At 62.6% G+C, this 26033-nt stretch carries 30 protein-coding genes; 2 read left to right on the top strand and 28 right to left on the bottom strand.

Annotation, left to right across the window (positions count from 1 at the left end):
- From nagZ to AC0GNO_RS04170, 22 genes are all read right to left on the bottom strand, one after another.
- Entirely contained in the window at positions 1-1092 is a 1092-nt protein-coding gene (gene nagZ / locus AC0GNO_RS04275) for a beta-N-acetylhexosaminidase (RefSeq protein ID WP_472903067.1), read from the bottom strand.
- A 19-nt stretch (positions 1093-1111) separates the two neighbouring features.
- Complete coding sequence (acpS, locus tag AC0GNO_RS04270; RefSeq protein ID WP_472903066.1) at positions 1112-1567, bottom strand: holo-ACP synthase; 456 nt, start codon at positions 1565-1567, stop codon at positions 1112-1114.
- 7 nt (positions 1568-1574) lie between these two features.
- Positions 1575-2351 (bottom strand): pyridoxine 5'-phosphate synthase, encoded by a 777-nt coding sequence (locus tag AC0GNO_RS04265; RefSeq protein WP_472903065.1) that lies wholly within the window; start codon positions 2349-2351, stop codon positions 1575-1577.
- The gene (recO, locus tag AC0GNO_RS04260; protein WP_472903064.1) at positions 2348-3148 is read right to left on the bottom strand and encodes a DNA repair protein RecO; all 801 of its coding nucleotides are present in this window, start codon (positions 3146-3148) and stop codon (positions 2348-2350) included. The genes AC0GNO_RS04265 and recO overlap by 4 nt, the downstream gene beginning before the upstream one ends.
- Before the next feature lie 18 nt (positions 3149-3166).
- The gene (gene era, locus AC0GNO_RS04255) at positions 3167-4189 is read right to left on the bottom strand and encodes a GTPase Era (protein WP_472903063.1); all 1023 of its coding nucleotides are present in this window, start codon (positions 4187-4189) and stop codon (positions 3167-3169) included.
- 99 nt (positions 4190-4288) lie between these two features.
- On the bottom strand, positions 4289-4966 hold the full coding sequence (rnc, locus tag AC0GNO_RS04250; RefSeq protein WP_305362922.1) for a ribonuclease III: 678 nt from the start codon (positions 4964-4966) through the stop codon (positions 4289-4291).
- A 30-nt stretch (positions 4967-4996) separates the two neighbouring features.
- Positions 4997-5344, bottom strand: a complete 348-nt coding sequence (locus AC0GNO_RS04245) for a DUF4845 domain-containing protein (RefSeq protein ID WP_472903062.1) — start codon at positions 5342-5344, stop codon at positions 4997-4999.
- Between the two features lie 27 nt (positions 5345-5371).
- A complete protein-coding gene (gene lepB / locus AC0GNO_RS04240; RefSeq protein ID WP_472903061.1) occupies positions 5372-6349 on the bottom strand; it encodes a signal peptidase I in 978 nt (325 codons plus the stop codon).
- The gene (lepA, locus tag AC0GNO_RS04235) at positions 6349-8157 is read right to left on the bottom strand and encodes a translation elongation factor 4 (RefSeq protein WP_472890056.1); all 1809 of its coding nucleotides are present in this window, start codon (positions 8155-8157) and stop codon (positions 6349-6351) included. Before lepA ends, lepB begins: the two co-directional genes overlap by 1 nt.
- Before the next feature lie 531 nt (positions 8158-8688).
- On the bottom strand, positions 8689-10185 hold the full coding sequence (locus tag AC0GNO_RS04230) for a DegQ family serine endoprotease (RefSeq protein ID WP_472890055.1): 1497 nt from the start codon (positions 10183-10185) through the stop codon (positions 8689-8691).
- 83 nt (positions 10186-10268) lie between these two features.
- A complete protein-coding gene (locus AC0GNO_RS04225) occupies positions 10269-11309 on the bottom strand; it encodes a MucB/RseB C-terminal domain-containing protein (RefSeq protein WP_472903060.1) in 1041 nt (346 codons plus the stop codon).
- A gap of 59 nt (positions 11310-11368) precedes the next feature.
- A complete protein-coding gene (locus AC0GNO_RS04220; protein ID WP_472903059.1) occupies positions 11369-12076 on the bottom strand; it encodes a sigma-E factor negative regulatory protein in 708 nt (235 codons plus the stop codon).
- 60 nt (positions 12077-12136) lie between these two features.
- Positions 12137-12781: an RNA polymerase sigma factor RpoE gene (gene rpoE, locus AC0GNO_RS04215; RefSeq protein WP_305362929.1), complete on the bottom strand. Its 645-nt coding sequence runs from the start codon at positions 12779-12781 to the stop codon at positions 12137-12139.
- Between the two features lie 113 nt (positions 12782-12894).
- Positions 12895-13383, bottom strand: a complete 489-nt coding sequence (locus AC0GNO_RS04210; RefSeq protein WP_472890052.1) for a hypothetical protein — start codon at positions 13381-13383, stop codon at positions 12895-12897.
- Between the two features lie 36 nt (positions 13384-13419).
- The gene (fabF, locus tag AC0GNO_RS04205) at positions 13420-14664 is read right to left on the bottom strand and encodes a beta-ketoacyl-ACP synthase II (protein ID WP_472890075.1); all 1245 of its coding nucleotides are present in this window, start codon (positions 14662-14664) and stop codon (positions 13420-13422) included.
- Positions 14665-14756: 92 nt separating this feature from the next.
- On the bottom strand, positions 14757-14996 hold the full coding sequence (acpP, locus tag AC0GNO_RS04200) for an acyl carrier protein (RefSeq protein WP_177135589.1): 240 nt from the start codon (positions 14994-14996) through the stop codon (positions 14757-14759).
- Between the two features lie 119 nt (positions 14997-15115).
- Positions 15116-15877, bottom strand: a complete 762-nt coding sequence (gene fabG / locus AC0GNO_RS04195; RefSeq protein WP_472890051.1) for a 3-oxoacyl-ACP reductase FabG — start codon at positions 15875-15877, stop codon at positions 15116-15118.
- A gap of 15 nt (positions 15878-15892) precedes the next feature.
- Positions 15893-16846 carry an ACP S-malonyltransferase gene (gene fabD / locus AC0GNO_RS04190; protein WP_472903058.1) on the bottom strand — a complete coding sequence of 318 codons (954 nt, stop codon included), beginning with the start codon at positions 16844-16846 and terminating at the stop codon, positions 15893-15895.
- A gap of 53 nt (positions 16847-16899) precedes the next feature.
- Positions 16900-17877, bottom strand: coding sequence for a beta-ketoacyl-ACP synthase III (locus AC0GNO_RS04185; RefSeq protein ID WP_472890049.1), 978 nt, complete (start codon positions 17875-17877; stop codon positions 16900-16902).
- Positions 17878-17896: 19 nt separating this feature from the next.
- Positions 17897-18961, bottom strand: coding sequence for a phosphate acyltransferase PlsX (plsX, locus tag AC0GNO_RS04180; RefSeq protein WP_472890048.1), 1065 nt, complete (start codon positions 18959-18961; stop codon positions 17897-17899).
- Positions 18962-19097: 136 nt separating this feature from the next.
- Positions 19098-19280: a 50S ribosomal protein L32 gene (gene rpmF / locus AC0GNO_RS04175; protein WP_066086119.1), complete on the bottom strand. Its 183-nt coding sequence runs from the start codon at positions 19278-19280 to the stop codon at positions 19098-19100.
- 139 nt (positions 19281-19419) lie between these two features.
- Positions 19420-19986: a YceD family protein gene (locus AC0GNO_RS04170; protein ID WP_472890047.1), complete on the bottom strand. Its 567-nt coding sequence runs from the start codon at positions 19984-19986 to the stop codon at positions 19420-19422.
- A 49-nt stretch (positions 19987-20035) separates the two neighbouring features.
- On the opposite strand from AC0GNO_RS04170, the gene AC0GNO_RS04165 reads away from it, so the two are divergent.
- Together AC0GNO_RS04165 and AC0GNO_RS04160 are read left to right on the top strand one after the other, a co-directional pair.
- Positions 20036-20638 (top strand): Maf family protein, encoded by a 603-nt coding sequence (locus AC0GNO_RS04165; RefSeq protein WP_472903057.1) that lies wholly within the window; start codon positions 20036-20038, stop codon positions 20636-20638.
- Entirely contained in the window at positions 20635-21438 is an 804-nt protein-coding gene (locus AC0GNO_RS04160) for an SAM-dependent methyltransferase (protein ID WP_472890045.1), read from the top strand. Before AC0GNO_RS04165 ends, AC0GNO_RS04160 begins: the two co-directional genes overlap by 4 nt.
- A gap of 26 nt (positions 21439-21464) precedes the next feature.
- Here the strand turns inward: AC0GNO_RS04160 and galU are convergent, their stop codons facing one another.
- The 6 genes from galU to AC0GNO_RS04130 all read right to left on the bottom strand — a co-directional run bounded on the left by galU (position 21465) and on the right by AC0GNO_RS04130 (position 25964).
- Entirely contained in the window at positions 21465-22340 is an 876-nt protein-coding gene (galU, locus tag AC0GNO_RS04155; RefSeq protein ID WP_472890044.1) for a UTP--glucose-1-phosphate uridylyltransferase GalU, read from the bottom strand.
- 37 nt (positions 22341-22377) lie between these two features.
- Positions 22378-23361 (bottom strand): S49 family peptidase, encoded by a 984-nt coding sequence (locus AC0GNO_RS04150; protein ID WP_472890043.1) that lies wholly within the window; start codon positions 23359-23361, stop codon positions 22378-22380.
- Between the two features lie 12 nt (positions 23362-23373).
- The gene (locus AC0GNO_RS04145) at positions 23374-23754 is read right to left on the bottom strand and encodes a Rieske (2Fe-2S) protein (RefSeq protein ID WP_472903056.1); all 381 of its coding nucleotides are present in this window, start codon (positions 23752-23754) and stop codon (positions 23374-23376) included.
- Between the two features lie 14 nt (positions 23755-23768).
- The gene (locus tag AC0GNO_RS04140; RefSeq protein ID WP_472890074.1) at positions 23769-24428 is read right to left on the bottom strand and encodes an HAD family hydrolase; all 660 of its coding nucleotides are present in this window, start codon (positions 24426-24428) and stop codon (positions 23769-23771) included.
- A gap of 147 nt (positions 24429-24575) precedes the next feature.
- Positions 24576-24860, bottom strand: a complete 285-nt coding sequence (locus AC0GNO_RS04135) for an H-NS histone family protein (RefSeq protein WP_472890041.1) — start codon at positions 24858-24860, stop codon at positions 24576-24578.
- Between the two features lie 96 nt (positions 24861-24956).
- On the bottom strand, positions 24957-25964 hold the full coding sequence (locus tag AC0GNO_RS04130) for an RluA family pseudouridine synthase (protein WP_472890040.1): 1008 nt from the start codon (positions 25962-25964) through the stop codon (positions 24957-24959).
- Positions 25965-26033 lie beyond the last annotated feature (69 nt).

Genomic DNA, 26033 nt, shown 5'->3' with positions numbered 1-26033 from the left:
TCAGGGCAGCAGGGAGAGTGCGTGCATGTAGCGCGCACTCACCATCAGTGTGTCCCAGTCCATCTCCGCAGCGCGCGGCAGCAGCGCCAGGCGCCGGTCTTCACTCGCGGGATTGGGGCTCCACAACCCCTCCACCTGTGCTCGCGACAAGGCTTCAATGGCCTCGTCGATCGGCGACCCACCATCCACCACAGACTGGTTGCACAGCACCACCATGTCGCCACCCGCGGTGAGTGCAGCCAGTGCGGCCTTGGCGAAGCTCACGTCGCGCCCGTCGATATGGCGCGCCGCTTCCATGCTGAGGTCGTCGCTGAAGATGGCGCCGGTGAAACCGAGCTGGTGGCGCAGCACGTCCTGCAACCAGCGCGACGAAAATCCCGCAGGTCGGCTGTCCACCCTGGGATAGATCACGTGCGCGGGCATCACCGCCTGCAGGCTGCTGGAGAGCCAACCGTAGGGTGCGGCATCTTCGGCCAGGATGGCCTTGAGGCTGCGCTTGTCCACCGGAATCGCCAAGTGCGAGTCGGCCTTGACGAAGCCGTGGCCCGGGAAGTGTTTGCCGCAGTTGCCCATGCCGCTCTGCTGCAGGCCGAACATCAGCGCCTGCGCCAGCAACGACACCACGCGCGGGTCGCGCGCGAAGGCGCGGTCGCCAATGACCGAGCTTTCACCGTAGTCCAGATCGAGCACCGGCGTGAAGCTCAGGTCCACACCACAGGCGCGCAACTCGGCGCCGAGCACGTAGCCGGCGGCCGTGGCGGCGTTGGTCGCGCGCATCGCGGGACCGCCCTCACCTTCGCCATTCTTCGGCGGCGACAGCCACAGCCCGCCGAAGGCGGCCATGGGTGGCAGGTGGGTGAAACCGTCGGTGCGAAAGCGCTGCACACGCCCGCCTTCGTGGTCCACCGCGATCAGCAGGTCGGGCCTCACGGCCTTGATCTGGCGGCACAGTCGGGTCAGTTGGGCACGGTCCAACCAGTTGCGGGCAAACAGGATGACGCCACCCACCAGGGGATGGGCCAGGCGCTGGCGTTCGGCGGTGGTGAGGCTGTGGCCAGCGACATCGATGATGAGTGGGGCGTGTTGATGCATTTTTTGTGCAGGCAGGTGGTCAGGTTTCGTGGCCAAGTCGCACTGGGGCGGAACTCGCGGGCCCGGCGGGTGGGGTGTGGGCATCGTCTTTCTCAACCACCACGAAGCTGGCGGCGTAGTCGGTCTCGTCGGTCACGGTCACATGGACACGCAATCCCTGCGCTTCAAACCAGGTCTTGAGATCGTCGTGCAACACGATCACGGGCTGGCCGCTGGGCAGATTGGCGATTTCACAGCGCCGCCAGGTCATGGGCAAACGCATGCCCAGACCAATGGCCTTGGAAAACGCTTCCTTGGCAGAAAAACGCGTCGCGAGGTAGCTCAGGCCGCGGTGCGGCCAACGCGCGCTGCGCCGCTGCCAGACGACGAATTCAGCGTCGCTGAGCACCTTGCGTGCGAACCGCTCACCCTGGCGTTCAAAGGTCGCCGAGATGCGTCGGATGTCGCAGATATCGGTACCAATGCCGAAGATCATGGGCGGGTCAGGCGAACGCCTCGTGAATGCAACGGTTGTAGTCGTCGATGGTGGCGGCGTAGCCCAGCTCCAGCGCATCGGCGATCAAAGCGTGACCGATCGACACCTCGCTCACGCCCGGTACAGCGCGCAGGAAAGCGGTGAGGTTGTCACGGTTGAGGTCGTGCCCGGCGTTGACACCGAGGCCCGCATCCAGAGCCGCCTGCGCGGCGCCGCGAAAGCGTTCGAGCTGCGCAGCGCGTTCAGGCGTGTGCCATGCGGCGGCGTAGGGTTCGGTGTAGAGCTCCACCCGGTCCGCACCCACGGCTTTGGCCGCGGCCATCTGCGCGGGTTCGGCGTCCATGAACAGGCTCACGCGCGCGCCCAGGGCACGGGCTTCGGCCACGACGGCCTGAAGGCGCTCGGCATCCTGCGGGAAGGTCCAGCCGTGATCGCTGGTGAACTGGCCTTCGCTGTCGGGCACGAAGGTCAGCTGGTGCAGCGGCAGGCCCTTGGTTTTCACCTCGCGAGCAACATCCATCAGGTTGTGAAACGGGTTGCCTTCGATGTTGTATTCGCGATCGGGCCAGGCCTTGAGCAGTTCCGCCAGATCGAACACATCGCGGGGCCGGATGTGGCGTTCATCGGGACGGGGATGCACGGTGATGCCGTGTGCCCCGGCCTGAAGGCACAAGGAAGCCGCCCGAGTGACCGACGGGATACCCAGGTGCCGGGTGTTGCGCACGAGGGCGACCTTGTTGAGGTTGACCGACAGCGCGGTGCGTGGAAGTGAAGCCGTGGTCATGGCGTGGTCTGGAGGTTGGTGGAAGCCGCTTCGGGCGATGCGCGAGGTCGGCCCATGGCCTGCACATCCAGCATCAGCTGGCGGGTCTTGAACACCCGCACACCGCTATGGTAGTGCAGCAGGTTGCGCAACTGCGGCTGCAGCGCCTGCTGGCAACCGACACAGGCGCGCAGGGTGGCGATGAGGGGATCGGTCTCGTCCATCGCGATCTGGAGCGAACGCCACTGCTCCCCAGAAAGGGCATGCGCATCGTCGCCATGCGCCGCACGAAGTCCGCTCTCCGGGCCCAGCACATAGAACACGCCATCGTGCAGAGACGCCAGCGTGTTGCCTTCTTGCGCCAGATCGGGCAGCAGGCCGATGTCGCGCAACAACAGCAACTCGAACGCACGCAGGATGAGCTGCTGTGCATCGGCCCGCTCGGCCAGCAACTGCACCGCCAGGGTGTAGTGGTCGTACAGGGCCGCGTGCGGATCGTCCCGGGCCAGCAGGCGCATGAGCAGCTCGTTGAGATAACAACCGGAGAGCAGCGCCTCACCAGTGGGCATGACATGCCCGCCCTGCCACTGGGCCGACTTGAGCGTGCGCACCTCGGCGTCGCCGCCCCAGCTCAGGTGCAGTGGCTGCAGCGGCAACAGCACCGGACGGAACTGGGATGTGGGCCGCTTGACCCCCTTGGCCACCAGCGCAATGCGGCCATGGTGACGCGTGAACACTTCCAGCACCAGGCTGGACTCGCTCCAGTCGTAGCGGTGCAGGACGAAAGCAGGTTCTTCAGAAAACCGGCGCGTGGCCATGGTTCGCTTGCGGAGACTTCACTCGTAGCCAAACGAGCGCACGCGCGCATCGTCATCGGCCCAGCCCGAACGCACTTTGACCCACAACTCCAGAAACACCTTGCAATCCCAGAGTTTCTCCAGTTCCTGACGCGCCTCGGTACCGATGCGCTTGAGCTTCTCGCCCTTGTCGCCGATCACCATGCCCTTGTGGCCATCGCGCTCCACCACGATGGTCGCTGCGATGCGCCTTAGCCGGCCTTCCTGCTCGAACTTGTCGATGATGACGGTGGATGTGTAGGGCAGCTCGTCGCCGGTCAGGCGGAAGAGCTTTTCACGCACCATCTCGCTGGCCATGAAGCGCTCGCTGCGGTCGGTGAGCTCTTCGGGATCGTGCATCCAGGGTTGCTGCGGCAGGTATTTCTCACAGATCGCAAACAGGCGCTGGATGTCCTTGGTGTTCTTGGCCGACATCGGCACGAACTCGGCAAACGCGTGGCGCTCCTGCATCGAGCGCAGCCAGGGCGCGAGGTCGCCACGCCGGTGCACCAGATCGAACTTGTTGGCCAGCAGCACCACAGGCACGTTCGCCGGCAACAGGTCCAGCACCTTGGCATCGGCCAGGTTGAAATGCCCGGCCTCCACCACGAACAGGATCAGGTCCACATCGTTCACCGCGCCCAGCACAGTTTTGTTGAGTGCCCGGTTCAGCGCATTGCCATGCCGGGTCTGGAAACCCGGCGTGTCCACGAACACGAACTGCGTCGGCCCGACGGTGCGGTAACCCGTGATGCGGTGTCGCGTGGTCTGCGCCTTCCGCGAGGTGATGCTGACCTTCTGGCCGACCAAGGCATTGAGCAGGGTCGATTTGCCCACGTTGGGTTTGCCCACGATGGCCACGAAGCCGCAATACTGGGCCGCCGGATCGACAGGCTCGGGCTCTTGCAACGCCGCTTCGGGCTGCTCGGCTTCAACCTCACCGGGGTTGCCCAGGGCGCGGGCCAGCATGGCGTCAAGCTCAGGGTTGGCCACAGGTGTGGCAGGCTGTGACGGAGCGGGCATGGGAACGGTTTTTCGGGACATGGATTCGTGCTGACGGGTCAACGCCAGGGGCAAAGAGAGAAATGACGCAAGCGGCGTGTTTCGGGAACGGGAGGCGGGTCACTCCGCCATGAGGTGCTGCAACATGGCCGCCGCTGCGGCCTGCTCACCCGCGCGACGCGAAGCACCGATACCACGTTCGCTGCGACCGGTTTCCGTCACTGTGCATTCCACATCGAACGTCTGTTTATGGGCTTCGCCCAGGGTAGCCACCACGCGGTAAACCGGCAGCTTCATTTTGCGCGCCTGCAGCCACTCCTGCAATTCGGTCTTCGGGTCCTTGCCCATGGCGCTCATCTGGGCGTTCAGTTCAACATCGCCGTAAAGCCTGCGCACCATCGCGGCGGCCACCTCAAAGCCCGCATCCAGGTACACCGCGCCGATGATGGCTTCGAGCGCATCGGCCAGAATCGACGGGCGTTTGTGGCCCCCTGAGCGCTTTTCGCCATCGCCCAAGCGCAGGCAAGCAGAGAGTCCGAGCACCGATGCGATCTGGAACAGCGTGTCCTGCTTGACCAGGTTCGCCCGCACCCGCGAGAGATCGCCCTCGGGCAGCTGGCTGAGTTTTTCAAACAGCAGACCGGAAATGGCCAGATTGAGCACCGAGTCGCCCAAAAACTCCAGGCGCTCGTTGTGGTCGGACGTGAAACTGCGGTGGGTCAGCGCACGCTCCAGCAGGCGCGGATTGGCAAACGGGTGCTGGAGGCGCTTTTGCAGCGCGAGAAGTTCCGGGTTCAAATCAGGCGGCACCCTTTGCACAAGGCCCACTCACTTGGAGCTGCCCTTGTACTTCATCACCAGATAGGCCGGACCCACCAGCGGGATTTCGCGCTGGTAGTCGAATGAAACCACCACCCGGTCACCCTGCTTGCCCACTTCCAGGTCTTTGCCAGTGATGGTGGTGATGTCATCGATCTGTGCTGCCTTGTCAAAAATGCTGCGCACCTCGGCCACGGTGGTGCCCTCCGATGCCTTTTGAACCGCCTTCTCCACCGCCATGAACTCGATATAGGTGGGCACAAATTGCGCAAAGATCACACCCGCGAAGGCCAGCAGGATGCCGACGATCAACAAGCCAAAAAAAGTCAGACCTTGTTGCCTTTGCTTCAGTTTCATGGTTCTTTTCTCCAAAGATGGTCAAACTCACTCAAACGATCCGATGCGCCCGAGATCGCCAAAATTCATCCAGACAAAGAAGGCCTTGCCCACAATGTTGGCCTCGGGCACGAAGCCCCAGTAGCGCGAATCCAGGGAGTTGTCCCGATTGTCGCCCATCATGAAATAGTGCCCGACAGGCACCTTGCAGACCACACCCTCCACCGAATAGCGGCAGTTGTCCTTGTAGGCGAACTCGGTGGTGCCCGAGACGAAGGCCGGCCGGTCCTCGTCATTCAGGGTCTTGTAGCTCCGCCCCCCCAGGCTTTCACCAAACTGCTTGGCGTAACGCATGACATCGCTGTCAAAGAACTCAGGCTCCTGGCTGCGCGGCACCGGCTGGCCGTTGATGCTCAGCTGTTTGTTGAGGTAGGCCACTTCATCGCCAGGGACACCCACCACGCGCTTGATGTAATCCAGACTGGGCTGCGGGGGATAGCGGAACACCATCACATCGCCACGCTGCGGCTCGTTGTTCGCGATCACCTTGGTGTTGAACACGGGCAGCCGGATGCCATAGTGGAATTTGTTCACCAGGATCAGGTCCCCCACGCGCAAGGTGGGGATCATGGATCCGGAGGGAATCTTGAACGGCTCGAACAGGAAGGAGCGCAGCACAAACACCGCCAGGATCACGGGGAACAGGCCTGCCGTCCAGTCCAGCCACCACGGCTGCATCAGCAACCGCTGGCGAGCAGGCTCCACGTCGACGTCGGTCCCGCCAAAGCCCTGCTGATGCAAGGCCGCAGCACGGTCTTCCCGAGCGTTCAGCAGCCGTTGCGCATCGCGCTGGCGCTGAGGCAGGAAAACCAGCTTCTCCGCCACCCAGTACAAACCGGTGATGGCCGTGGCCAGCATCAGCAACAGGGCGAAGTTGCCTTCGACATAGCCAAAGAAAAACGCCCCCGCATAAGCGGCAAAGGCGGCCAGGACCACCGCCGTGATGGCGCTCATCGTGGATTGCATCAGTCCTGCACCTGCAAAATCGCGAGGAAAGCCTCTTGGGGCACTTCAACCGAGCCAATCTGTTTCATGCGCTTCTTGCCTGCTTTCTGTTTCTCAAGGAGTTTGCGTTTGCGGCTGATATCGCCACCGTAACATTTTGCCAGCACGTTCTTGCGCAACGCCTTGATGGTCTCGCGCGCGATCACATTGCCGCCAATGGCAGCCTGAATGGCCACGTCAAACATCTGGCGGCTGATGATTTCGCGCATCTTCGCCACCACGGCCCGGCCACGGTACTGCGACTGACTGCGGTGCACGATGATGGACAGCGCATCGACCTTCTCGCCGTTGAGCAGGATGTCGACCTTGACCACATCGGCCGCTCTGTACTCCTTGAACTCATAGTCCATGGAGGCGTAGCCACGGCTCACCGATTTGAGCTTGTCGAAAAAGTCCAGCACGATTTCACCCAACGGCATGTCGTAGGTCAGCATGACCTGTTTGCCGTGGTAGGCCATGTTGAGCTGCATGCCGCGCTTCTGGTTGGCCAGCGTCATGACCGCGCCCACGTATTCCTGCGGCATGTAGAGGTGCACGGTCACGATGGGCTCGCGGATCTCTTCCATGCGCCCCTGGTCGGGCATCTTGGACGGGTTCTCGACCATGATGACTTCGCCATCGGGCTTGACCACCTGGTACACCACGCTGGGCGCGGTGGTGATCAGGTCCTGATCGAACTCGCGCTCCAGCCGCTCCTGCACGATCTCCATGTGCAGCAGGCCCAGAAAACCGCAACGGAAACCAAAACCCAGCGCCTGCGACACCTCGGGCTCGTACATCAGCGCGGCGTCGTTGAGCTTGAGTTTTTCCAGCGCGTCGCGCAGGCCGTCGTACTGGTTCGCCTCGGTCGGGTACAGACCGGCAAAGACCTGCGGCTGCACTTCCTTGAAACCGGGCAGCGCCTCTTCGGCCGGACCGAGGTTGTTGGGCAGCTTTTTTTCCAGCGTGATGGTGTCGCCCACCTTGGCCGCCTGCAGCTCCTTGATGCCGGCAATGATGTAGCCCACTTCACCGGCCTTGAGCGCGTCTCTCGGTTCGTTGCCAGGCGTGAAAACGCCCAGGTTGTCGGCGTTGTAGACGGTGTTGGTGGCCATCATCTTGAACCGCTCGCCCTTGAGCAGCTGACCGTCGACCACGCGCACGAGCATCACCACGCCCACATAGGCGTCGTACCAGCTGTCCACAATCATGGCGCGCAGCGGTGCGTTGGGATTGCCCTTGGGTGCAGGAATGCGCGCAACGACGGCCTCCAGGATGTCTTCCACACCCATGCCGCTTTTGGCCGAACAGGGAATGGCGTCGGTCGCGTCGATGCCGATCACGTCTTCGATCTCGCTCTTGGCATTTTCGGGATCGGCGTTGGGCAGGTCCATCTTGTTGAGCACCGGCACCACCTCCACACCCAGGTCGAGCGCGGTGTAGCAGTTGGCAACGGTCTGCGCCTCAACGCCCTGGCTGGCATCCACCACCAGCAACGCGCCTTCGCAGGCGGAGAGGGAGCGACTGACTTCATAAGAGAAGTCCACGTGCCCCGGCGTGTCGATCAGGTTGAGGTTGTAGACCTGTCCGTCGCGCGCCTTGTATTTGAGCGCTGCGGTCTGCGCCTTGATGGTGATGCCGCGCTCTTTCTCGATGTCCATCGAGTCCAGCACCTGCTCGCTCATCTCGCGATCGGACAAGCCACCACAGAGGGAAATGATGCGGTCGGCCAGCGTGGACTTGCCGTGGTCGATGTGCGCGATGATCGAAAAATTGCGGATGTGGTTCATCAAGAAAACAGCTCTACCAGGGGAACAAAGTGCCCACGCACGAGGTTGCGGGGGACCATAAAAAAGGGCGCGTCAGCTGTTGACGCGCCCATAACCAACAATCAATGGCAACTGCGATAGTTGGGACTTCATTGTAGGCAAAAAGCCCGGAATGCAAACCCGACAAACGCCAACCGAGGCTTGTTGCAGCGCAGCAACATGGGACTTATCCACAATTCATTCACAGGAAATCCAGTGCTCTTGTGAAGCATCTGTGGATGACCGAGGCCGATCTGGCGCGATTCTCACATCGTGAACCGATGCAGTGCCTCGACGAAGGAATCGATCCGGAACCGGCCCGATTTTATCGAATTCGGTCAGGAGAAACCGGAGCCTTGTGAGCATTCACTCACTGTAGCGGGAGGCAAACCGTGTATCGCGGCAGACAAGCGGTGTGTGGCGTACCCGCCACCCCGCCCCACAAGCCCCAAATACCATAAAGATCAGTGGGTTATTGACCTCAGTTGGGGTGGATTCGAGTTTTGTCCGGCTTCATCGGCTCGGGCGGATCACGGTGTACTGTGCCCAATCGCCGCGACGGAACAGCACATTGACAGGGCGCGACTTGTCGAGCTTGACCAGTGCCGCCTCCAGTTCAGCGACGCTACCGGTGTCGGTGTTGGCGACGGCGACGATCACATCGCCTTCGCGCAAGCCAGCGCGCGCAGCCGCACCCTCGGTGCTCTCCACACGCACGCCGCCCTTGAGGTTGAGCTCCTTCTTCATCGCGGGCGTGAGATCAGAGAGCGTCAAGCCCAGAGCCTTGGCTGCACCCGCCGGCTGTGGCTTGGCAGGCTCAGGAGCGGTCGGGCGCGAGGCTGTGCGCTCGGGCTCCAGCTCGGCCACCGTGATGCTCAACTCCCGCTGCGAGCCGCGCCGGAACACCGTCACACGACTCTTGCTGCCGGGTCGTGTATTGCCCACCAGCCTCGGCAAGTCCACCGACTTGTCGATCTCCGTGCCATCGAAACGCAGAATGATATCGCCCGGCTCCAGCCCGGCTTTGGCCGCTGGCGAGTCGTCTTCGACACCCCGCACCAGCGCCCCCCGAGGCCTTCCCAGACCAATCGACTCAGCCACCTCCTTGCTGACCTGATCGATCTGCACACCGATGCGCCCACGCGTGACGCGCCCGGTCGCGCGGAGCTGGTCCGACACGCGCACCGCCTCGTCGATCGGGATGGCAAACGAGATGCCCTGGAAGCCGCCTGAGCGCGAGTAGATCTGGCTGTTGATGCCCACGACCTCGCCGCGCATGTTGATGAGCGGACCACCGGAGTTGCCGGGATTGATCGCCACGTCGGTCTGGATAAAGGGCAGGAAGTCTCCGGTGTCGCGCTTCTTGGCACTCACGATCCCGGCCGTCACGGTGTTCTCAAGCCCAAAGGGCGACCCGATGGCCATCACCCATTCGCCCACACGAAGGCGGTTCACGTCACCAATCTTCACCGCACTCAGACCACTCGCCTCGATCTTGACCACCGCCACATCGGTGCGCTTGTCAGCACCCACCACCTTGGCCTTGAATTCACGCTTGTCCGGCAAGGTGACGATCAGTTCGTCGGCACCGTCCACCACATGCGCGTTGGTCATGACCAGGCCGTCGCTGCTGAGAATGAAGCCAGAACCCACACCCCGCGGCTGCGTCTCGTCGGATGGACCACGCTCTTGACGTGGACCGCGAGGCGACAGGCCGGGTGGAATCGGAATACCAAAACGGCGGAAGAACTCCAGCATCTGTTCATCTGTTCCGGAAGCCGCTTCCTCGCTGGCTCTGGCTCGCTCCAGCGTACGGATATTCACCACCGAGGGCCCAACCAGATCAACCAGATCGGTGAAGTCGGGCAAGCCGCGCACGCTGGGCGCAGACAGAACGCCCTGAGCAGCCAATGGCGCAGGCGACAACAGCGCTGCGGAGCCGGCCAGCGCCAGCATCCCTGCGGCGGCCATGTTGAACAGGGAAGCGTGATTCGATTTACTGAATGTCATGTTGATCCTATTCAGACAGGCAATAGTACTGAAGACACAGGGAGAAAAGGCACATCCAGGCACCCGCCCCACAGACCGGCAGTTCAACGCGTGCGCTCAAGTGCCTGGGCAAACCGCTGGAGTGTGGCCGGCGGAACCTCGCCCAACACGGTGAGCCAATGGTTGCCGAGACGCATGCCCAGCGAATGGGTGGCGCCCATCACCGCGCTGGTTTCCGGGCCATGCCGGCGGGCATCCAGCGGCTCGACAAACAACGAGACCGAGGCCAATCCATCCGAAAAAACGCACTGCATGGGCACCGAAGAAACTTCGTTGGCATCACCGGACTCCCGGGAGTGGCAGCTCATGCGCAGGAAGCCTGGAACCGCCTCCTTGAAATGCCAGCCTTCGGCCTCGGGCGTGGTTTTTTTCAGCGACGGTCGAACCACCTCATAGCCACGGGTGTCCTTCATCATCTTGCGCAGCTTGTCCATGCGCACGGGTGCGTCCATCTGGAGCTCGGAGAAGGCAAGTTGCTCCAGCACGGCGCCCCGCTCGCCCAGTGTCTGCAGCTTCACGACCAGACCGGTTTTCTGTTCAGACCAGATACGAAAACCAAACCGGAAAGGATCTCTGGGGAGTATCTCGACCACATCGGCAGCATGCCCAGCCACGCGCTGCACCCCGGTCTCACGCACCTCGTAGTATTTTGGAATGGCGTTGGCTGGCGTGCGCAGCAACTCGGGAAACAAGCCCAGCGACTCGTGTTCTTCGATCCAGGCGGTTCTGGTGTCGGGAACAAAGGTGATCACTTCGTTGTTGCGGCGGATGGTGGTTCGCGGTGCGCCGGTGAGCATCTCGATACGCTCCATCTGCTGCACACCATCGCAGACATGCCAGATACGCGAGGTCGACATGACCGAACCAGCCGACACCACCAACGTGCCCGTATAGGCCCGCTGCCGCGATGCTTCCTGCATTCGGGTAAGCCACTCATTGACACTGCGCGCCGGCACCGCGGTCAGACCCTGTGACTGAGCCTGAGCCAAAGGCTGCCATAGCCCGAAGACCAAAGCGACCAGGACCAGCGCAGACCATGGATGCAGCCCGGTGCACCGGTGAGCGCAGTGACCGGAGCGGGTCATGGGTACGGCCAAGCCACGCGACAGAAACCGACCGAACGACAGATGAGGAGACATGAGCATCAGCGCTGCGGAGCGGTATCGTAGGTGGCATTGCGCAGGAAACCCGCCGGCATCTGCAACGCAGACATGCCGCCATACTGCCGGTGCTCCGCCAGCATCTGCTCAAGCCGCGCATCGCGAATCAAGATGCCCTGCCCGGTACTCACCGCCACGTTGGTTGACCCTGTGTTCGATCCGGCGACTACCGGATTCGCCGGTTCTGTGGGCGCTACCACCTGAGCCAGTTGAGGCGCTGCAACCACCCCACCATCCGCACCCGGCGCGCCCCGCATCACACTCCAGCTCACCGCCACCACGGCAGCCAACGAGGCCAGACCCGCGGCCATCTTCCAGCGCATCACCGGATCGTTCGCCGCATGCCCACGCACATGGGCCATCACGGCAGGCCTCGCAGGGCTGCTTTGCGGCCCTTCTTCGAGCTGCAGACGCACATGGATACCTGCCAAGAAGGCCTGCGGCGAGTGGTTCGACAAGGCAGGCGCCGCGCCACGCAGCACATCGCCAATCACCTGGTAGGCATGCCAGTCGGCGCACAACTCGGCGCGGTGGTCGTGATCGGCCAGCAGGGCATCCAGCTCGTCCGCACCGATCTCATCATCGGTCAACGCAGACAGTGCACCCGCCAGATCGCTACCCCAGTCGGCATGAAACGGCACACCGGACCCCGCAGGCTGGCGCACGTTCACGTTGTCTTGTTCGGCATTCATGGTTGATATCCAAAAAAACTCTGGGGTTCAAGCCCCGTTCACACCACGCCCCATTCGGCGTCACCAGCGTTTGCCGGACTGGCGCTCCAGCATGGGCTTGATGCGACCCGATATCGCTTCACGCGCCCGGAAGATGCGGGAACGCACCGTACCAATGGGGCAATCCAGCGCCAGAGCTATCTCTTCGTAGCTCAAACCGTCCATTTCCCGCAGGCTGATCGCCATGCGCAACTCTTCCGGCAACGCATCCATGGCGGCGTTCACCGCTTCGGCAATTTCCTTGCTGGCCAGCACCGCCTCAGGCGTCTCGTGATCGACCGCGTTGGAATTTAGTTCACGTTCGGAGCCGGAAGTTTCATCATCCTCCGCTGATTTCATCTGGGACTGGAAGATCAGCGGGTCGCGCTTGAGTTCCAGCAGCTGCTTTTTTGCCGTATTGACCGCGATGCGGTAAAGCCAGGTGTAGAACTGGGCGTCACCCCGAAACTGCGCCAGCGCCCGGTAAGCCCGGATGAAGGTCTCCTGGGCGATGTCCTGCACCAGGTCGACGTCGCGCACCATGCGCCCGATCAGGCGCTCGACCCTTCGCTGGTACTTGATGACCAGCAACTCGAACGCGCGCTGCTCGCCGGCAAGCGTACGCTGCACCAGCATGACATCGCTGTCGGGCGGCGGGGGGGCGGTGTGGTCTTCGGGTTGTGTCATGCGGCAAGAGGGGGCCGCGGAAATATACCCCAAGCCTGACGATGCCCCGATCCACGGTCACGCCGTGCAGGGACGTCATGCCGCTGGACGGGTCTGAACAACGCTGCGATGGATCAGCTGAACGCAGAGCCTTGACGCTTGTGTGCGACCAGCGCGCGACGCAATTCGTTCCAGCGCGCGGGCTCACGTGTCCGCTCGACCCAGGCCCAACTGCTCGCAGCATCCGGGTAGTGCAATCGCAAGAGCACAAGGCTTTGCAGATCCAGCACTGTATCGACCCGCAGCAAGGTCACACCGTCCTGGTACGCTTCGCTGGACCAGACCCAGGCGCCTGCGAGGGGTTGTCCCGTCGCTGAATCGGCCAGCGCATCCCACTGCAACAAGCCCTCCGGCGTTCGCTGCCAGCTCCAGGTGGCGAACCCGATCCACGACAACCAAAGCACAGCGCCCAACCATGGAACACCCGCAGCCCAGGACGTGTTGCCGCTCACCCACCATCCGCCAGCCAGTGCCAGAAGACCCAGCGCACCGAGCCCCAACAGCCACCGCGCATAGAAAGCACAACGCCCCACCGGATACAGAACCGATGGGGCGTTGCGCATGATCAGGCCGTCAGACCCCTATCGCGGTCAACGGGCTCAGACGCGTTTGAACACCAAGGTGCCGTTGGTGCCACCAAAACCAAAGTTGTTCTTGATGGCGATATCGATCTTCATGTCACGCGCCGTGTTGGCGCAGTAGTCCAGATCGCACTCCGGATCCTGGTTGAAGATGTTGATGGTGGGCGGGCTCTTCTGTTCATTCAAAGCCAGGATGGTGAAAACGCTCTCAATACCACCCGCACCGCCCAGGAGGTGCCCGGTCATGGACTTGGTGGAGTTCACCACGGTCCTTTTGGCATGATCGCCCAGTGCCGCCTTGATGGCGTTGGTCTCGTTCAGATCACCCAGTGGCGTGGAAGTCCCATGCGCATTGAGGTAATCGACCTGATCAGCATTGACACCCGCATTCTTCAACGCCATCAGCATGGAACGGCGTGGGCCGTCCACATTGGGCGCGGTCATGTGGTAGGCATCGGCACTCATGCCAAAACCCAACACCTCGGCATATATCTTGGCGCCCCGAGCCTTGGCATGCTCGTATTCTTCGAGCACCACCACGCCCGCACCTTCGCCCAGCACAAAACCGTCGCGGTCCTTGTCCCAGGGACGCGATGCGGTCGCAGGGTCGTCGTTGCGCGTGGACACCGCGCGGGCGGCGCAAAAACCGCCAACGCCCAGCGGCGACACCGTGGACTCCGAGCCACCGGCCAGCATCACGTCGGCATCGCCGTATTCGATCATCCGGGCCGACATGCCGATCGCGTGCAGACCCGTGGTGCAGGCCGTCACGATCGAGATGTTGGGGCCCTTGAACCCGAACTTGATCGAGACATGGCCAGAGATCATGTTGATGATCGAGGCGGGCACGAAGAACGGCGAAACGCGGCGCGGACCCCGGTTCATGAGTTCAGTGTGCGTGGCTTCGATCATCGGCAGGCCGCCGATCCCGGAGCCGATGTTGCAACCGATCCGGGTGGCCATTTCTTCACCCAGCGCATCACACGTGGGCAGACCGGAGTCCGCCACGGCCTGTGCGGCAGCTGCGATCCCGTAATGGATGAATGCGTCCATCGTGCGTGCTTCTTTCGAAGACATGTACGACTCGACATTGAAGCCCTTGACCTCGCCTGCGATCTGGCAAGTGAAATTTGACGCGTCAAACTTGGTGATGCGATCAATACCGGATTTGCCGGCAAGAATGTTGGCCCAGGACTCAGACACCGTGTTGCCCACGGGGCTGATGCATCCCAGGCCGGTCACGACGACGCGACGACGACTCATTGAATTCCCCCACGCATCAGGGTGCGTGAAATGCAATGCTTTCCCCGGGGAACCGTGCCCCATGGGAAGGCCCTGCGTTGGACCATGAAGGATCAGGCCTTCTGGTGCGCCATGGCGTAATCGATGGCGTTTTGCACCGTGGTGATCTTCTCGGCGTCTTCGTCCGGGATCTCGATACCGAATTCGTCTTCCAGGGCCATCACGAGTTCCACCGTGTCGAGCGAGTCGGCGCCCAGGTCGGCTACGAAAGATTTTTCATGCGTGACCTGGCCTTCTTCCACACCGAGTTGTTCGGCAATGATTTTCTTAACACGTGCTTCGATATCGCTCATAAGTCCCTCTGAGGGTGGTTGGATGACAGACCGTCATTTTAGCCGGGCTAGAGAGTGGCCTCCAGACGGCCCGCCGGACGGCTTTGTCGGCGTCGAAAATTGAATGGGGCGTCCTGCCTTCAGGACATGAACATGCCACCGTTGACGTGCAGTTCCTGTCCTGTGACATAGGCCGCCTGCGGGCTCGCGAGGTACGCCACAGCGTGCGCAATGTCGGCCGGCTTGCCCAGATGACCCAGCGGAATCTGGCCCAGCAGCGCCTTTTGCTGCTCTTCCGGCAACGTTGCCGTCATGTCGGTTTCGATGAACCCCGGCGCCACGCAGTTGACCGTGATGTTGCGGCTGCCCAGCTCACGGGCCAGCGCGCGCGTCATGCCCGCCACACCGGCCTTGGCCGCCGCGTAGTTGGCTTGTCCGGGGTTGCCCGATGCGCCCACCACACTGGTGATGCTGATGATGCGGCCATAGCGCTGCTTCATCATGGGACGGATCACGGCGCGGCTCATGCGGAACACGGCCTTCAGGTTGGTATCGAGCACGGCATCCCAGTCCTCATCCTTGAGGCGCATGGCGAGCATGTCGCGCGTGATGCCGGCGTTGTTCACCAGCACCTGCAGTCCCCCATGCGCCTTGGTGATGTCGTCGATCAGGGCTTCAGCGGCAGCGGCATTGTTCACATCCAGCGTCGCGCCGCGGCTGCCTGCGGCCGCACCGGGCACGCCTGCGAGCGCCTGGGTGATCCGGGCAGCGCCTTCGTCGCTGGTGGCGGTACCGATAACGATCAGACCACGCACCGCCAGTTCGTGCGCAATGGCCGCACCGATGCCACGCGTTGCACCCGTGACCAGGGCCACCTGGCCCGCATATTTGATTTCAGTCATGTGTTGTATCTCCGATCAGCTGACCAGCAGGTTTTTGACTTCGGCCAGTGTGGCCGGATCGTAAAGCGCCGCTCCCGTCAGCCCCGCATCGATGCGCTTGACCATGCCGGCCAGCACCTTGCCAGGGCCGCACTCCACCAGCGTGGTGATGCCGCGCTCCCGAATGGCACTCACGCACTCGACCCAACGGACCGGCCCGAAGGCCTGGCGGTACAGCGCATCGCGGATGCGTTCCGCATCGGTTTCAACGGCCACATCGATGTTGTTGATCAACGGAATCTGAGGCAGAGCAAAGGCGGTTGCCGCCAACTGCTCTTTCAGCTTGTCCGCGGCAGGCTTCATCAGGCTGGAGTGAAACGGAGCCGACACCGGCAGCGACAGCGCCCGCTTGGCGCCATGGGCCTTGAGGACTTCACAGGCCTTTTCGACAGCGGCCTTGCTGCCCGCAATGACGGTCTGCGCCGGATCGTTGAAGTTCACCGCCTCCACCACTTCCAGGCTGGCGCCGCCGAATGTGGCCTGCGCTTCGGCACAGCCCGCCATCACTTTCGCCGCATCCATGCCCAGAATGGCCGCCATCGCGCCGGTTCCTACAGGCACCGCCTCCTGCATCGCCGCCGCCCGAAAGCGGACCAGCGGAGCCGCCTGAGCCAGCGTCAGCACACCCGAGGCTACGAGCGCCGAATACTCGCCCAACGAATGACCGGCAACAACCGAAGGGACAGCGCCACCTTCGGCGCACCAGACGCGCCAGGCGGCCACACCGGCCACCAGCATCACCGGTTGCGTGTTGGTGGTCAGGGCCAGCGCTTCCTTGGGGCCTTGATTGATCAGGCGCGCCAGATCCTCGCCCAAGGCGTCCGAAGCCTCCTGCAGGGTTTCGCGCACGGCAGGGTGATCACCCCAAGCGTCCAGCATGCCAACGGATTGGGAACCCTGGCCCGGAAAGACAAAAGCAAAAGAAGTCATGGAAGATACAGAACTGTAAATGGGGCGGATGGCCAGCCTGGCGACACGCAGACTCAAAGATCGAGCAGCACGGCACCCCATGTGAAGCCGCCACCGACGCCTTCGAGCAGAAGGGTGTCACCCTTTTTCACCTGACCGGCACGCACCGCATGGTCGAGGGCCAGCGGGATCGAAGCCGCCGAGGTGTTGCCGTGCTGATCCACGGTGACCACGACCTTGTCCATGGACAATTTCAGCTTGCGGGCTGTGCTCTGCATGATCCGGATGTTGGCCTGATGAGGGATCAGCCAGTCGATATCGGCATCGCTGCGACCCGCCTTGGCCAACACCGCACGCGCCGTTTCCTCCAGCACACCCACCGCCAGCTTGAACACCGCCTGACCATCCATCTTGAGCAGGGGGTCCCCGAGGATCTCGCCGCCGGACACGTGCCCTGGAACACACAGGATGCCGGCGTGCTTGCCGTCCGCGTGGATGTCGGTGGCAAGAATGCCTGGCGTATCGCTGGCTTCCACCACGACCGCGCCCGCGCCATCACCGAACAGAACACAGGTGGTCCTGTCATTGAAATCGAGCAGACGGGAAAAAACCTCGGCGCCCACCACGAGCGCTTTCTTCGCGGTGCCTGTGCGAATCATCGCGTCAGCGACCGTGAGCCCGTAGATAAATCCGCTGCAAACGGCCTGCAGATCAAACACGGGACACCCCGAAATCCCCAGCTTGTGTTGCAGGATGGCCGCCGTGGACGGGAACACCATGTCCGGCGTAGAGGTAGCCACGATGATCAGATCGATGTCGCTGCCATCCAACCCCGCAGCGTCCATGGCCTTGCGGCAGGCCTCGGCAGCCAGGTCGCTGGCAAAAACGCCGTCGGCGACAAAATGTCGTGCCCGGATACCGGTGCGCTCGACAATCCACTCGTCACTGGTTTCAACCCCGCCAGCGGCCAGTCGGTCGACCATGTCGGCGTTGGTCAGACGCTGGGGCGGCAGGCTGCTGCCGGTGCCGGAAATACGGGCGTAGCGTGTCATGCTGGTTGAAGGTGGCAAATTAAAGGGTGGGAATGCTTCTGATCTCGCTGGGCACCCCGGCTGGCGACAGCAGCGGCGCGGCGTGGGCGATGCGCTCCTGCACACTCTTCAGCAACCCGTTGTGGGCCGCATCATAAGCCCGCACCAGCGCTTGCTCGAAAGCAAAGGCATCGGCCGAACCGTGGCTCTTGAAAACAAGGCCGCGCAGTCCCAACAGTGCGGCACCATTGTACCGACGGTGGTCCACCCGTTTTTTAAAAGACGATAAGACCGGATAAGCGACGATAGCCGCCATTTTCGTCAGAATGTTCTTTGAGAACGCTTCACGGATGAGGCCACTGATCATTGTCGCCAGGCCCTCGCTGGCTTTGAGCGCCACATTGCCCACAAAACCATCGCATACCACGATGTCCGCGCTGCCTTTGAAGATGTCATCACCTTCAACGTTACCGAAAAAATTCAAGTCACCGGTGTTCGCCGCATTTCGCAGCAGGACCCCCGCTTTTTTGATCACTTCGCTGCCTTTGATCACCTCTTCGCCGACGTTGAGCAATCCCACGGTGGGCTCGGGCTTGCCCGTGATCGCAACCACCAGAGCCGACCCCATGACAGCAAACTGCAACAAATGCTCGGCCGTGCAATCCACGTTGGCGCCCAGATCCAGGACCGTGGTCGCGCCACCGCGTGCGTTGGGCAACTGACTGGCAATCGCTGGCCGGTCAATGCCATCCAGGGTTTTGAGCAGGTAGCGGGAAATGGCCATGAGCGCACCCGTGTTGCCTGCCGACACCGCCGCCTGCGCAGCGCCATCCTTGACCTGCTGGATCGCGACCCGCATGGAAGAATCTTTCTTCTTGCGCAGCGCGATTTCGATCGGATCGTCCATGGCGACCACTTCGCTGGCGGGCACCACGCGACAGCGCACGTTGTTGAGCAGCTGAGGCCGGGACTTCTTCAACATCTCGGGCTGACCCACGAGCAACAGATGGGCCTGCGGATGGCTGGCCAAAAAGGCCTCGCAGGCTGGCAAGGTCACCCCCACGCCAACGTCTCCACCCATGCAATCCACAGCAACGGTGATCATGCAAACATCTCAGTGGTGGCGCCCCAAAGCGCCACAAGAATGAAAAAAGCCCGCATGGCACATGCGGGCCTGTTCAAGTACAGCGGTCTCCACCCCGGACGCGGTATCGCGACGGGATCGGCGACCCGCCGTCACTTTAGGCTTCGGACTTGTTCTTCAGTACCTGGCGGCCACGGTAGAAGCCGTTGGGGCTGATGTGGTGGCGCAGGTGCACTTCACCGGTGGTCGGCTCAACGGCAATGCCGGGCACGTTCAGCGCATTGTGCGAGCGGTGCATGCCGCGCTTGGAAGGGGACTTTTTGTTTTGCTGGACGGCCATGGTGGGCTCCTGAATTCAATAGGGTCAATCGGGGTGCGCCTAGGGTTCGCCTACCACCATATTCGTGTACACCGTACACCTCACAGTGAAATCGATACCAGCGCAAAGCCAAGCATTATAGCCCGAAGATCACCCTGCGTCACTTTTTCAGGCGGGACAACGCCGCAAACGGGTGCGGGCGCTGTTCTTCTGCAGGGCCGTCTGCGGCGGCCACATCGCCGGACTGCATGGACACCGGCACCGGACAGGCGTCGTGCATCGGCACCAGCGGCAACGCCATCAACAGCTCATCTTCCAGCAATTCGTACAAGCTGGGACGCGGCTCCAGCGGCAACAGGTCCTCTTCGCAGTCATTGTCTTCTGCCGCAGCCGTGGTTTCGTCGGCCACAAACCGAAACCAGCGGTCCACCTGGAGCGGGGTTTCCACCGCGCCCAGACAGCGCTGGCAGGTCAAGGGCGCCACCGTTTCCGCCAGCAAATGAAGCCACACCGCAGGCTCGCCGCCCTCGGACGCCGCACGCAAAGCGCCATGAGCCTGCCAACGGACACCCGGCAGATCGGCCGCGCCGCACTCGGGGTGCAACTCGTCTTTCAGGCGCCCAAACAGACCCATCGGGTCGTCCGCGTTCACACCGGCGCCGGCCTGGGCAAAAGCTCGCACGTCCAGCCGGGCCGGGTTCCACGCAGTGTTCGGATTCGGTTTCATGGAGGGCAGTGTAAAAGAATGCGGGGACAATACCAGCATGCCCATGCACATGCCCACCCCTGAAAACCTCTCGAAGAAGCGCCTGATTCTGGGCTCCACGTCGCCCTACCGGCGCGAATTGCTGGCGCGACTGGGCATCGCCTTTGATGTCGAACGTCCCGAAGTCGATGAAACCCCGCAACCGGGCGAAAAGCCCGCCGGACTGGCCATGCGTCTGGCGTTGGCCAAGGCGCGCGAGGTGGCCCGGCGCCACCCCGAAGCGGTGGTGATCGGTAGCGACCAGGTTGCCGACCTGGGCGGCGAACCCCTGGGCAAACCCGGCAACCACGAGCGCGCGGTCGAGCAGCTTCGCCGAATGAGCGGCCAGACGGTGGTTTTCCAGACTGCGGTGGCCGTGGTGTGCCTGTCCAGCGGTTTTGAGCAGAGCGATCTGGCCGCCGTCCAGGTGGCATTCCGCCCACTGACCGAGGGGGAAATCGAGCACTACCTGCGGACCGAGCAGCCCTACGACTGCGCGGGCAGCGCCAAGAGTGAAGGTCTGGGCATCGCCTTGCTCGAACGCATTGAAAACGACGATCCGACCGCGCTGGTCGGTCTGCCGCTGATCCGCACCTGCCGCATGATCCGCGCTGCGGGGGTACCCATTCTGTGAAGCCGGCGCAACCCACGCCCGGTACGCTGTATCTGGTGCCCACACCGCTGGACTTTGGCTGCCTGCCGGAAGGTGCGCATCCCGCACCCATTACCGAATGTCTGCCTGCCGAAACCGTGGCGGTCGCGGCGCGGCTGACCCACTGGATCAGCGAAAACGCGAAGAGCACACGCGCCTTTCTCAAGCGTGTGGAGGCGGTGAACGGGCTCGCCGCACCGCTGCAAGCCCAAGCCATCATCGAACTCCCCCGGCAGGCGCACAAAAAAGGCGACCACACCCCGGCCGCAGAGGGCGACAGCCAGGCCAAGGCCCTTCTCGCACCGGCTTTGCTGGGCCACGACATCGGCCTGGTCAGTGAAGCCGGCATGCCTGCCATTGCCGATCCCGGCAGCTCTGTCGTGCGCGCTGCACACGCACTGTGCATGCCGGTGGTGCCCCTCGTCGGCCCGGTGTCGCTGATGCTGGCCCTGGCGGCCAGCGGACTGAATGGACAGGGGTTCGCTTTCGTGGGCTACGTGCCTCAGGAGTCGACCGAGCGCGCCAAACGCCTGCGCGAGCTGGAGGCGCTGGCCCTGAAAACCGGGCAGACGCAGATCCTGATCGAAACGCCCTACCGCAACACTGCCTTGCTGCAGGCCTTGCTGCAGATCCTGCACCCGCACACGCGTCTGGCCGTCAGTTGCGGCCTCATGCTGCCGCAACAGGTCACCCGCAGTGCCCTGGCGAACGAGTGGAAGACCCGATCACTGCAGCAGGGTTTGCCCTTGGACGCACCGGCGGTCTTCCTGATCGGCCGCTGAGAAGCACTCAAGGCGCTCCCCCAGGATCAGCCCAGCACCTTGACCATGTGGGCTCGAACCGCTTCGCGCAGCGACGGATCGGCCAGCGCCAGGTCAATGGTCGCTTCCAGAAAACCTGCCTTGCTGCCGCAGTCGTAGCGCTGACCTTCGTAGCGGTAGGCATACACCTTCTCGGTGCCGATCAGCGCCGCAATGCCATCGGTGAGCTGGATCTCGCCCCCCGCGCCACGGGGTTGCCGGCGGATGCTCTCGAACACCGCAGGTGTGAGGATGTAACGACCGGCCACAGCCAGGGTGGAGGGTGCCACATCGGGCATGGGTTTTTCGACCATGCCGAACACTTCGGCCAACGCCTCGTTGACGCCATGCACGTCCACCATGCCGTAGCGACGGGTGTGCTCGCGTGGCACGTCCTGCACCGCCAGCACGGTCCCGGGATTTTGTTCGTAAGCCGCCACCATCTGCTGCAACACCGAAGGGCCGCCCGCCAGCCCCACCATCAGGTCGTCGGCGAGCAGCACGGCAAACGGGTCATTGCCCACCACGCGCTCAGCGCACAGCACCGCATGACCCAAGCCCAGCGGGCGCGGCTGGCGGATGAACACACAGTCCATGTCATCGGGCTTGATGTCGTGTACCAGCTTGAGCAGGTCGGCCTTGTTGCCGCGCTCCAGCTCGTGTTCCAGCTCGAAAGCCGCATCGTAGTGATCACCGATGGCCCGTTTGTGGCGTCCGGTGATGAAGATCATTTCGCGGATGCCCGCCGCGTAGGCTTCATCCACCGCGTACTGGATCAGCGGCTTGTCCACCACCGGCAACATTTCCTTGGGGATGGCTTTGGTGGCCGGCAGGAATCGGGTGCCCAGGCCACCGACGGGAAAAACAGCTTTCTCAATTTTCATAATCACCCTGTTCACTGATTGGCGTTGAGTCCATAACTTACTTGAATTGCAATCCGCTGGAGCGGGCCGCCAGGTACATGCCCTCGCCGACGCTGGCACCCAACTGCCGGGCCAGGCGCATCCCCAGATTCTCGCGCTGCGTGTAGTCCACCACCTCTTCGGCCTTGACCACCTCGCGTGCCACGTAATCGAGACTGCCCAGCCCATCGACCAGCCCCAGCGCAATCGCCTTCTGGCCGCTCCAGACCAGGCCGCTGAAGGTGTCCGGCGTTTCCTTGAGCCGGTCGCCGCGCCCGGCCCGCACGACGGTGATGAACTGGCTGTGAATCTCGCCGAGCATGGACTGGATGTAGGCGGTCTGTTCCGCGTCCTGCGGACTGAAGGGATCGAGCATGGCCTTGTTGGCGCCCGCCGTCATCAGGCGGCGCTCGACACCCAGCTTGTCCATCAAGCCGGTGAAGCCGAAACCATCCATCAGCACGCCGATGCTGCCCACCAGACTGGCTTTGTCCACGTAGATATTGTCAGCAACCGCAGCGATGTAATACGCGGCCGAGGCGCAGGTTTCTTCCACCACCGCGTAGACCTTCTTGTTGTGCAAGGCCTTGAGTCGGGTGATCTCGTCGTTGATGATGCCGGCCTGCACCGGACTGCCGCCGGGCGAATCGATGAGCAACACGACGGCTTGTGCGCCTGCGTCTTCAAATGCCGCCTTCAGCGAACTGACCACGTTGTCGGCGCTGGCTTCTGCACCAGCCGCAATTTCACCCCGGATTTCGATCAGCGCCGTATGGGGCTTACGTGGGGAAGAAACGCCTCCGCCCGAGAAGAACATCACCCACACCAACGAACCAGCCAGCAGCAGCCACATCAATCGCCAGACGATGGTCCAGCGTCGGGCAGACCGCTGCTCCACCAAGGCAGAAAATGCCAGTTTTTCCAGCGCCGCGCGCTCCCACCCCACATCCGCACGGTGCCCGGTTGTGCCTGGGGACGGTGTTCCCACTGGATCGTCGTTCATGTTTGGCTGCTCTCAGAGTAGGAAAGGTTTCAACGCGTATTGTGACTGCCAGTGCACCACGCCATCGCGCTCGACCAGCCGGATCTTGATCAGGCTGCCGCGGCAGGGGCCGCTGCGGCAGGCGCCTGTGGTGGGGTCATAGATGGCCCCGTGGCTGGCGCAGATCAGCCAGCGGCCACTGTCGTCAAAAAAACGGTCGGGTTGCCAGTCCATCTCCATCGCCACGTGGGCACACCGGTTGAGGTAAGCGTGTGCTTCGCCCTGGTACCGGATGGCAAATGCCCGGCAGGTCTGTCCGGCGTAGACCACATCGAACGACACCGCCAACCCCGAATCCACGAGGTCGCGGCTGTTGCACAACGGATAGAGAGGGTCCTGCTCCGACGATGCCATGTGTGACGCCGGCCTCAGGCGTTGGCCGTGAGCCAGTCCCGCAGATCCTGCACCGAATGCGCCACGTGCAGGGGCGAAAGTTCGGCAAAAGCATCCGGTTCGTGGGCCCCGTAGCTGACGCCCACACTGGCGCAGCCGGCGTTGAGCGCCATCTGGAGGTCGTGCGTGGTGTCGCCAATCATCAGCGTGCGTCCGGGATCGATCCCGAACTCGCGCATCAGTTCGTGCAACATGAGCGGGCTGGGCTTGCCCGCAGTTTCGTCCGCTGTGCGTGAGCCGTCAAAGACACCGTGCAACTCGACCGTTCGCAGGGCGGTGTCCAGCCCCTGTCGGCTCTTGCCCGTGGCAACCGTCAACCAGTGATGCCGTTGCTTGAGCTCGGCCAAAAGCGGCAGGACACCATCAAAGAGGCTGATGTCGTCCTGGTGTTGCTGGTAGTGGTACCGGTAGCGCTCGCCCAGCAGGGGGTACCGTGCGGGCGGCACATCGGGTGCCGCGTGAGCGAGCGCCTGCATCAGGCCCATGCCGATCACATAACTGGCCGCCCGATCGGAAGGAATGCGCCCACCCACGTCGTGCACTGCGGCCTGGATGCACCGCACGATGAGGGCCGTGGAGTCAAAGAGGGTGCCATCCCAGTCGAAGGCAATCAGGTCAAATTGGCGCGGGCGCATGCGGCTGAAAAAGGTTTGAGACAAGTTTCCATTATCGATGCCCGACATGACGGTGCGATGGCGCCGCACCACGGCTGCGCCCGCGCAAAGGCGACACCAAGAACAAAGGGCACCCGAAGGTGCCCCGTCAAAGCCGTATCGTGATGATCAGATGCGGAAGTCTTCGATGCTTTTGCCCGATGCCAGCACGGCGCGCACCCACTCGGGCTTGCGACCCGGACCACCCGCCCAGAGCTCGCCCTGAGGGCCACGGTATTTTGCCGCAGCGGTGGATTTGGATTTGGCAGGCTTCTTGCCCCCCGATGCGCCACCCAGATCAGCCACCGTGATACCAAACTCTTTCATTTTGGCTTTGATATCGGCGATCGTCGAGGCGAGCTCGCTTTTGCGAGCTTCCTCGGCCTGCGCCATCAAAGCCTGTGCCTGCGCCATGAGTTCAGCGTAATTTGCCATTGATCGTCCTTTTGAGTTTGCGGATTGTCTTGGTTGGATTCTGCATCCGAACGATGCAAATTCCATTCTATAGGGTTATTGGGTCCGATGCGGTGCATCGGGCAACCAGTTTTTCAATTCCAGTGGCAATTCCGAATGCAACTCGACGCTTTCGCCGCTAATCGGGTGGGCCAGCCGCAACCGCCAAGCGTGCAGAAACATGCGCTTGAGGCCCACCCGGCTCAATTGCCGATTGAGTTCGAAGTCACCGTATTTGTCGTCCCCCGCAATCGGATGGCCTGCGTGCGCCAGATGCACGCGAATCTGATGCGTGCGCCCGGTCTTGATGGTCACCTCCAGCAGGCTGAATCCGTCAGGGTATGCGGTCGCCAGGGCCGCGGGCGCAGGCAGGCGCCCGACCACCTTGACCAGCGAGACGGAACGCATACCGTCCGGATCATCGGGGCCCACCACCTTCACACGCCGTTCGCCATCGGGCAACAAATACTTGTGCAGCGGCTGATCCAGCACCTTGAGGCGCGCCGGCCAGCCCCCTTTGACCAGGGCCAGATAGGTTTTCCCGGTTTCCCGCTCGCGGAATTGATCCTGCAAAGCTTTGAGGGCCGATTTCTTCTTGGCAATCAGCAGCAAGCCACTGGTTTCACGATCCAGCCGGTGCACCAATTCGAGAAAACGTGCGGCGGGACGCGCCTGCCGCATTTGTTCGATCACGCCAAAGCTCACCCCGCTGCCACCATGCACCGCCACTCCGGCGGGTTTGTCAATGGCCATGAAAGCATCATCTTCATACACCACGGGAAATTCGCGCGCAGGCGCCGGATGGGCCGTTTTTTCCTCGGCACGCTCAGACAAGCGGATCGGTGGAATGCGCAACACGTCGCCCGCGGCCACCCGGTCGTCCGCCCCCACGCGGCCCTTGTTCCGCCGCACCTCGCCCGAGCGGATGATGCGGTAGATGTGCGTTTTTGGTACGCCCTTGAGCAGGCGAATGAGAAAATTGTCCAGCCGCTGGCCGGCCGATTCTTCGTCAACCGTGAGGAATTGGACCGCCGCGGCGGTCTGGACAGATGGCTTGGCGTTCAAGGAAAACCCGCTGGAAATACCGGCCCCATGGATCGGGGAGCACACTATAATGTGCTGTGCCAGTCGTGT

Source organism: Hydrogenophaga sp. L310 (assembly GCF_055703065.1).
This window is presented reverse-complemented; position numbering and strand designations above follow the sequence as displayed.

Bases quoted from the DNA above. Each gene is read 5' to 3' on its own strand.
- era (WP_472903063.1), bottom strand. From the start codon at position 4,189: ATGCCCGCTCCGTCACAGCCTGCCACACCTGTGGCCAACCCTGAGCTT.
- AC0GNO_RS04145 (WP_472903056.1), bottom strand. From the start codon at position 23,754: ATGGCATCGTCGGAGCAGGACCCTCTCTATCCGTTGTGCAACAGCCGC.
- AC0GNO_RS04170 (WP_472890047.1), bottom strand. From the start codon at position 19,986: ATGAAACCGAATCCGAACACTGCGTGGAACCCGGCCCGGCTGGACGTG.
- AC0GNO_RS04210 (WP_472890052.1), bottom strand. From the start codon at position 13,383: ATGCGCAACGCCCCATCGGTTCTGTATCCGGTGGGGCGTTGTGCTTTC.
- AC0GNO_RS04165 (WP_472903057.1), top strand. From the start codon at position 20,036: ATGCCCACCCCTGAAAACCTCTCGAAGAAGCGCCTGATTCTGGGCTCC.
- AC0GNO_RS04140 (WP_472890074.1), bottom strand. From the start codon at position 24,428: ATGCGCCCGCGCCAATTTGACCTGATTGCCTTCGACTGGGATGGCACC.
- recO (WP_472903064.1), bottom strand. From the start codon at position 3,148: ATGGCCACGCGCCGGTTTTCTGAAGAACCTGCTTTCGTCCTGCACCGC.
- fabD (WP_472903058.1), bottom strand. From the start codon at position 16,846: ATGACTTCTTTTGCTTTTGTCTTTCCGGGCCAGGGTTCCCAATCCGTT.
- AC0GNO_RS04245 (WP_472903062.1), bottom strand. From the start codon at position 5,344: ATGAAACTGAAGCAAAGGCAACAAGGTCTGACTTTTTTTGGCTTGTTG.
- fabF (WP_472890075.1), bottom strand. From the start codon at position 14,664: ATGAGTCGTCGTCGCGTCGTCGTGACCGGCCTGGGATGCATCAGCCCC.
- AC0GNO_RS04185 (WP_472890049.1), bottom strand. From the start codon at position 17,877: ATGACACGCTACGCCCGTATTTCCGGCACCGGCAGCAGCCTGCCGCCC.
- AC0GNO_RS04220 (WP_472903059.1), bottom strand. From the start codon at position 12,076: ATGAATGCCGAACAAGACAACGTGAACGTGCGCCAGCCTGCGGGGTCC.
- AC0GNO_RS04135 (WP_472890041.1), bottom strand. From the start codon at position 24,860: ATGGCGCAGGCACAGGCTTTGATGGCGCAGGCCGAGGAAGCTCGCAAA.
- rpmF (WP_066086119.1), bottom strand. From the start codon at position 19,280: ATGGCCGTCCAGCAAAACAAAAAGTCCCCTTCCAAGCGCGGCATGCAC.
- AC0GNO_RS04225 (WP_472903060.1), bottom strand. From the start codon at position 11,309: ATGACCCGCTCCGGTCACTGCGCTCACCGGTGCACCGGGCTGCATCCA.
- nagZ (WP_472903067.1), bottom strand. From the start codon at position 1,092: ATGCATCAACACGCCCCACTCATCATCGATGTCGCTGGCCACAGCCTC.
- AC0GNO_RS04150 (WP_472890043.1), bottom strand. From the start codon at position 23,361: ATGAACGACGATCCAGTGGGAACACCGTCCCCAGGCACAACCGGGCAC.
- lepB (WP_472903061.1), bottom strand. From the start codon at position 6,349: ATGCAATCCACGATGAGCGCCATCACGGCGGTGGTCCTGGCCGCCTTT.
- lepA (WP_472890056.1), bottom strand. From the start codon at position 8,157: ATGAACCACATCCGCAATTTTTCGATCATCGCGCACATCGACCACGGC.
- AC0GNO_RS04265 (WP_472903065.1), bottom strand. From the start codon at position 2,351: ATGACCACGGCTTCACTTCCACGCACCGCGCTGTCGGTCAACCTCAAC.
- acpS (WP_472903066.1), bottom strand. From the start codon at position 1,567: ATGATCTTCGGCATTGGTACCGATATCTGCGACATCCGACGCATCTCG.
- acpP (WP_177135589.1), bottom strand. From the start codon at position 14,996: ATGAGCGATATCGAAGCACGTGTTAAGAAAATCATTGCCGAACAACTC.
- plsX (WP_472890048.1), bottom strand. From the start codon at position 18,961: ATGATCACCGTTGCTGTGGATTGCATGGGTGGAGACGTTGGCGTGGGG.
- fabG (WP_472890051.1), bottom strand. From the start codon at position 15,877: ATGACTGAAATCAAATATGCGGGCCAGGTGGCCCTGGTCACGGGTGCA.
- galU (WP_472890044.1), bottom strand. From the start codon at position 22,340: ATGAAAATTGAGAAAGCTGTTTTTCCCGTCGGTGGCCTGGGCACCCGA.
- AC0GNO_RS04230 (WP_472890055.1), bottom strand. From the start codon at position 10,185: ATGACATTCAGTAAATCGAATCACGCTTCCCTGTTCAACATGGCCGCC.
- rpoE (WP_305362929.1), bottom strand. From the start codon at position 12,781: ATGACACAACCCGAAGACCACACCGCCCCCCCGCCGCCCGACAGCGAT.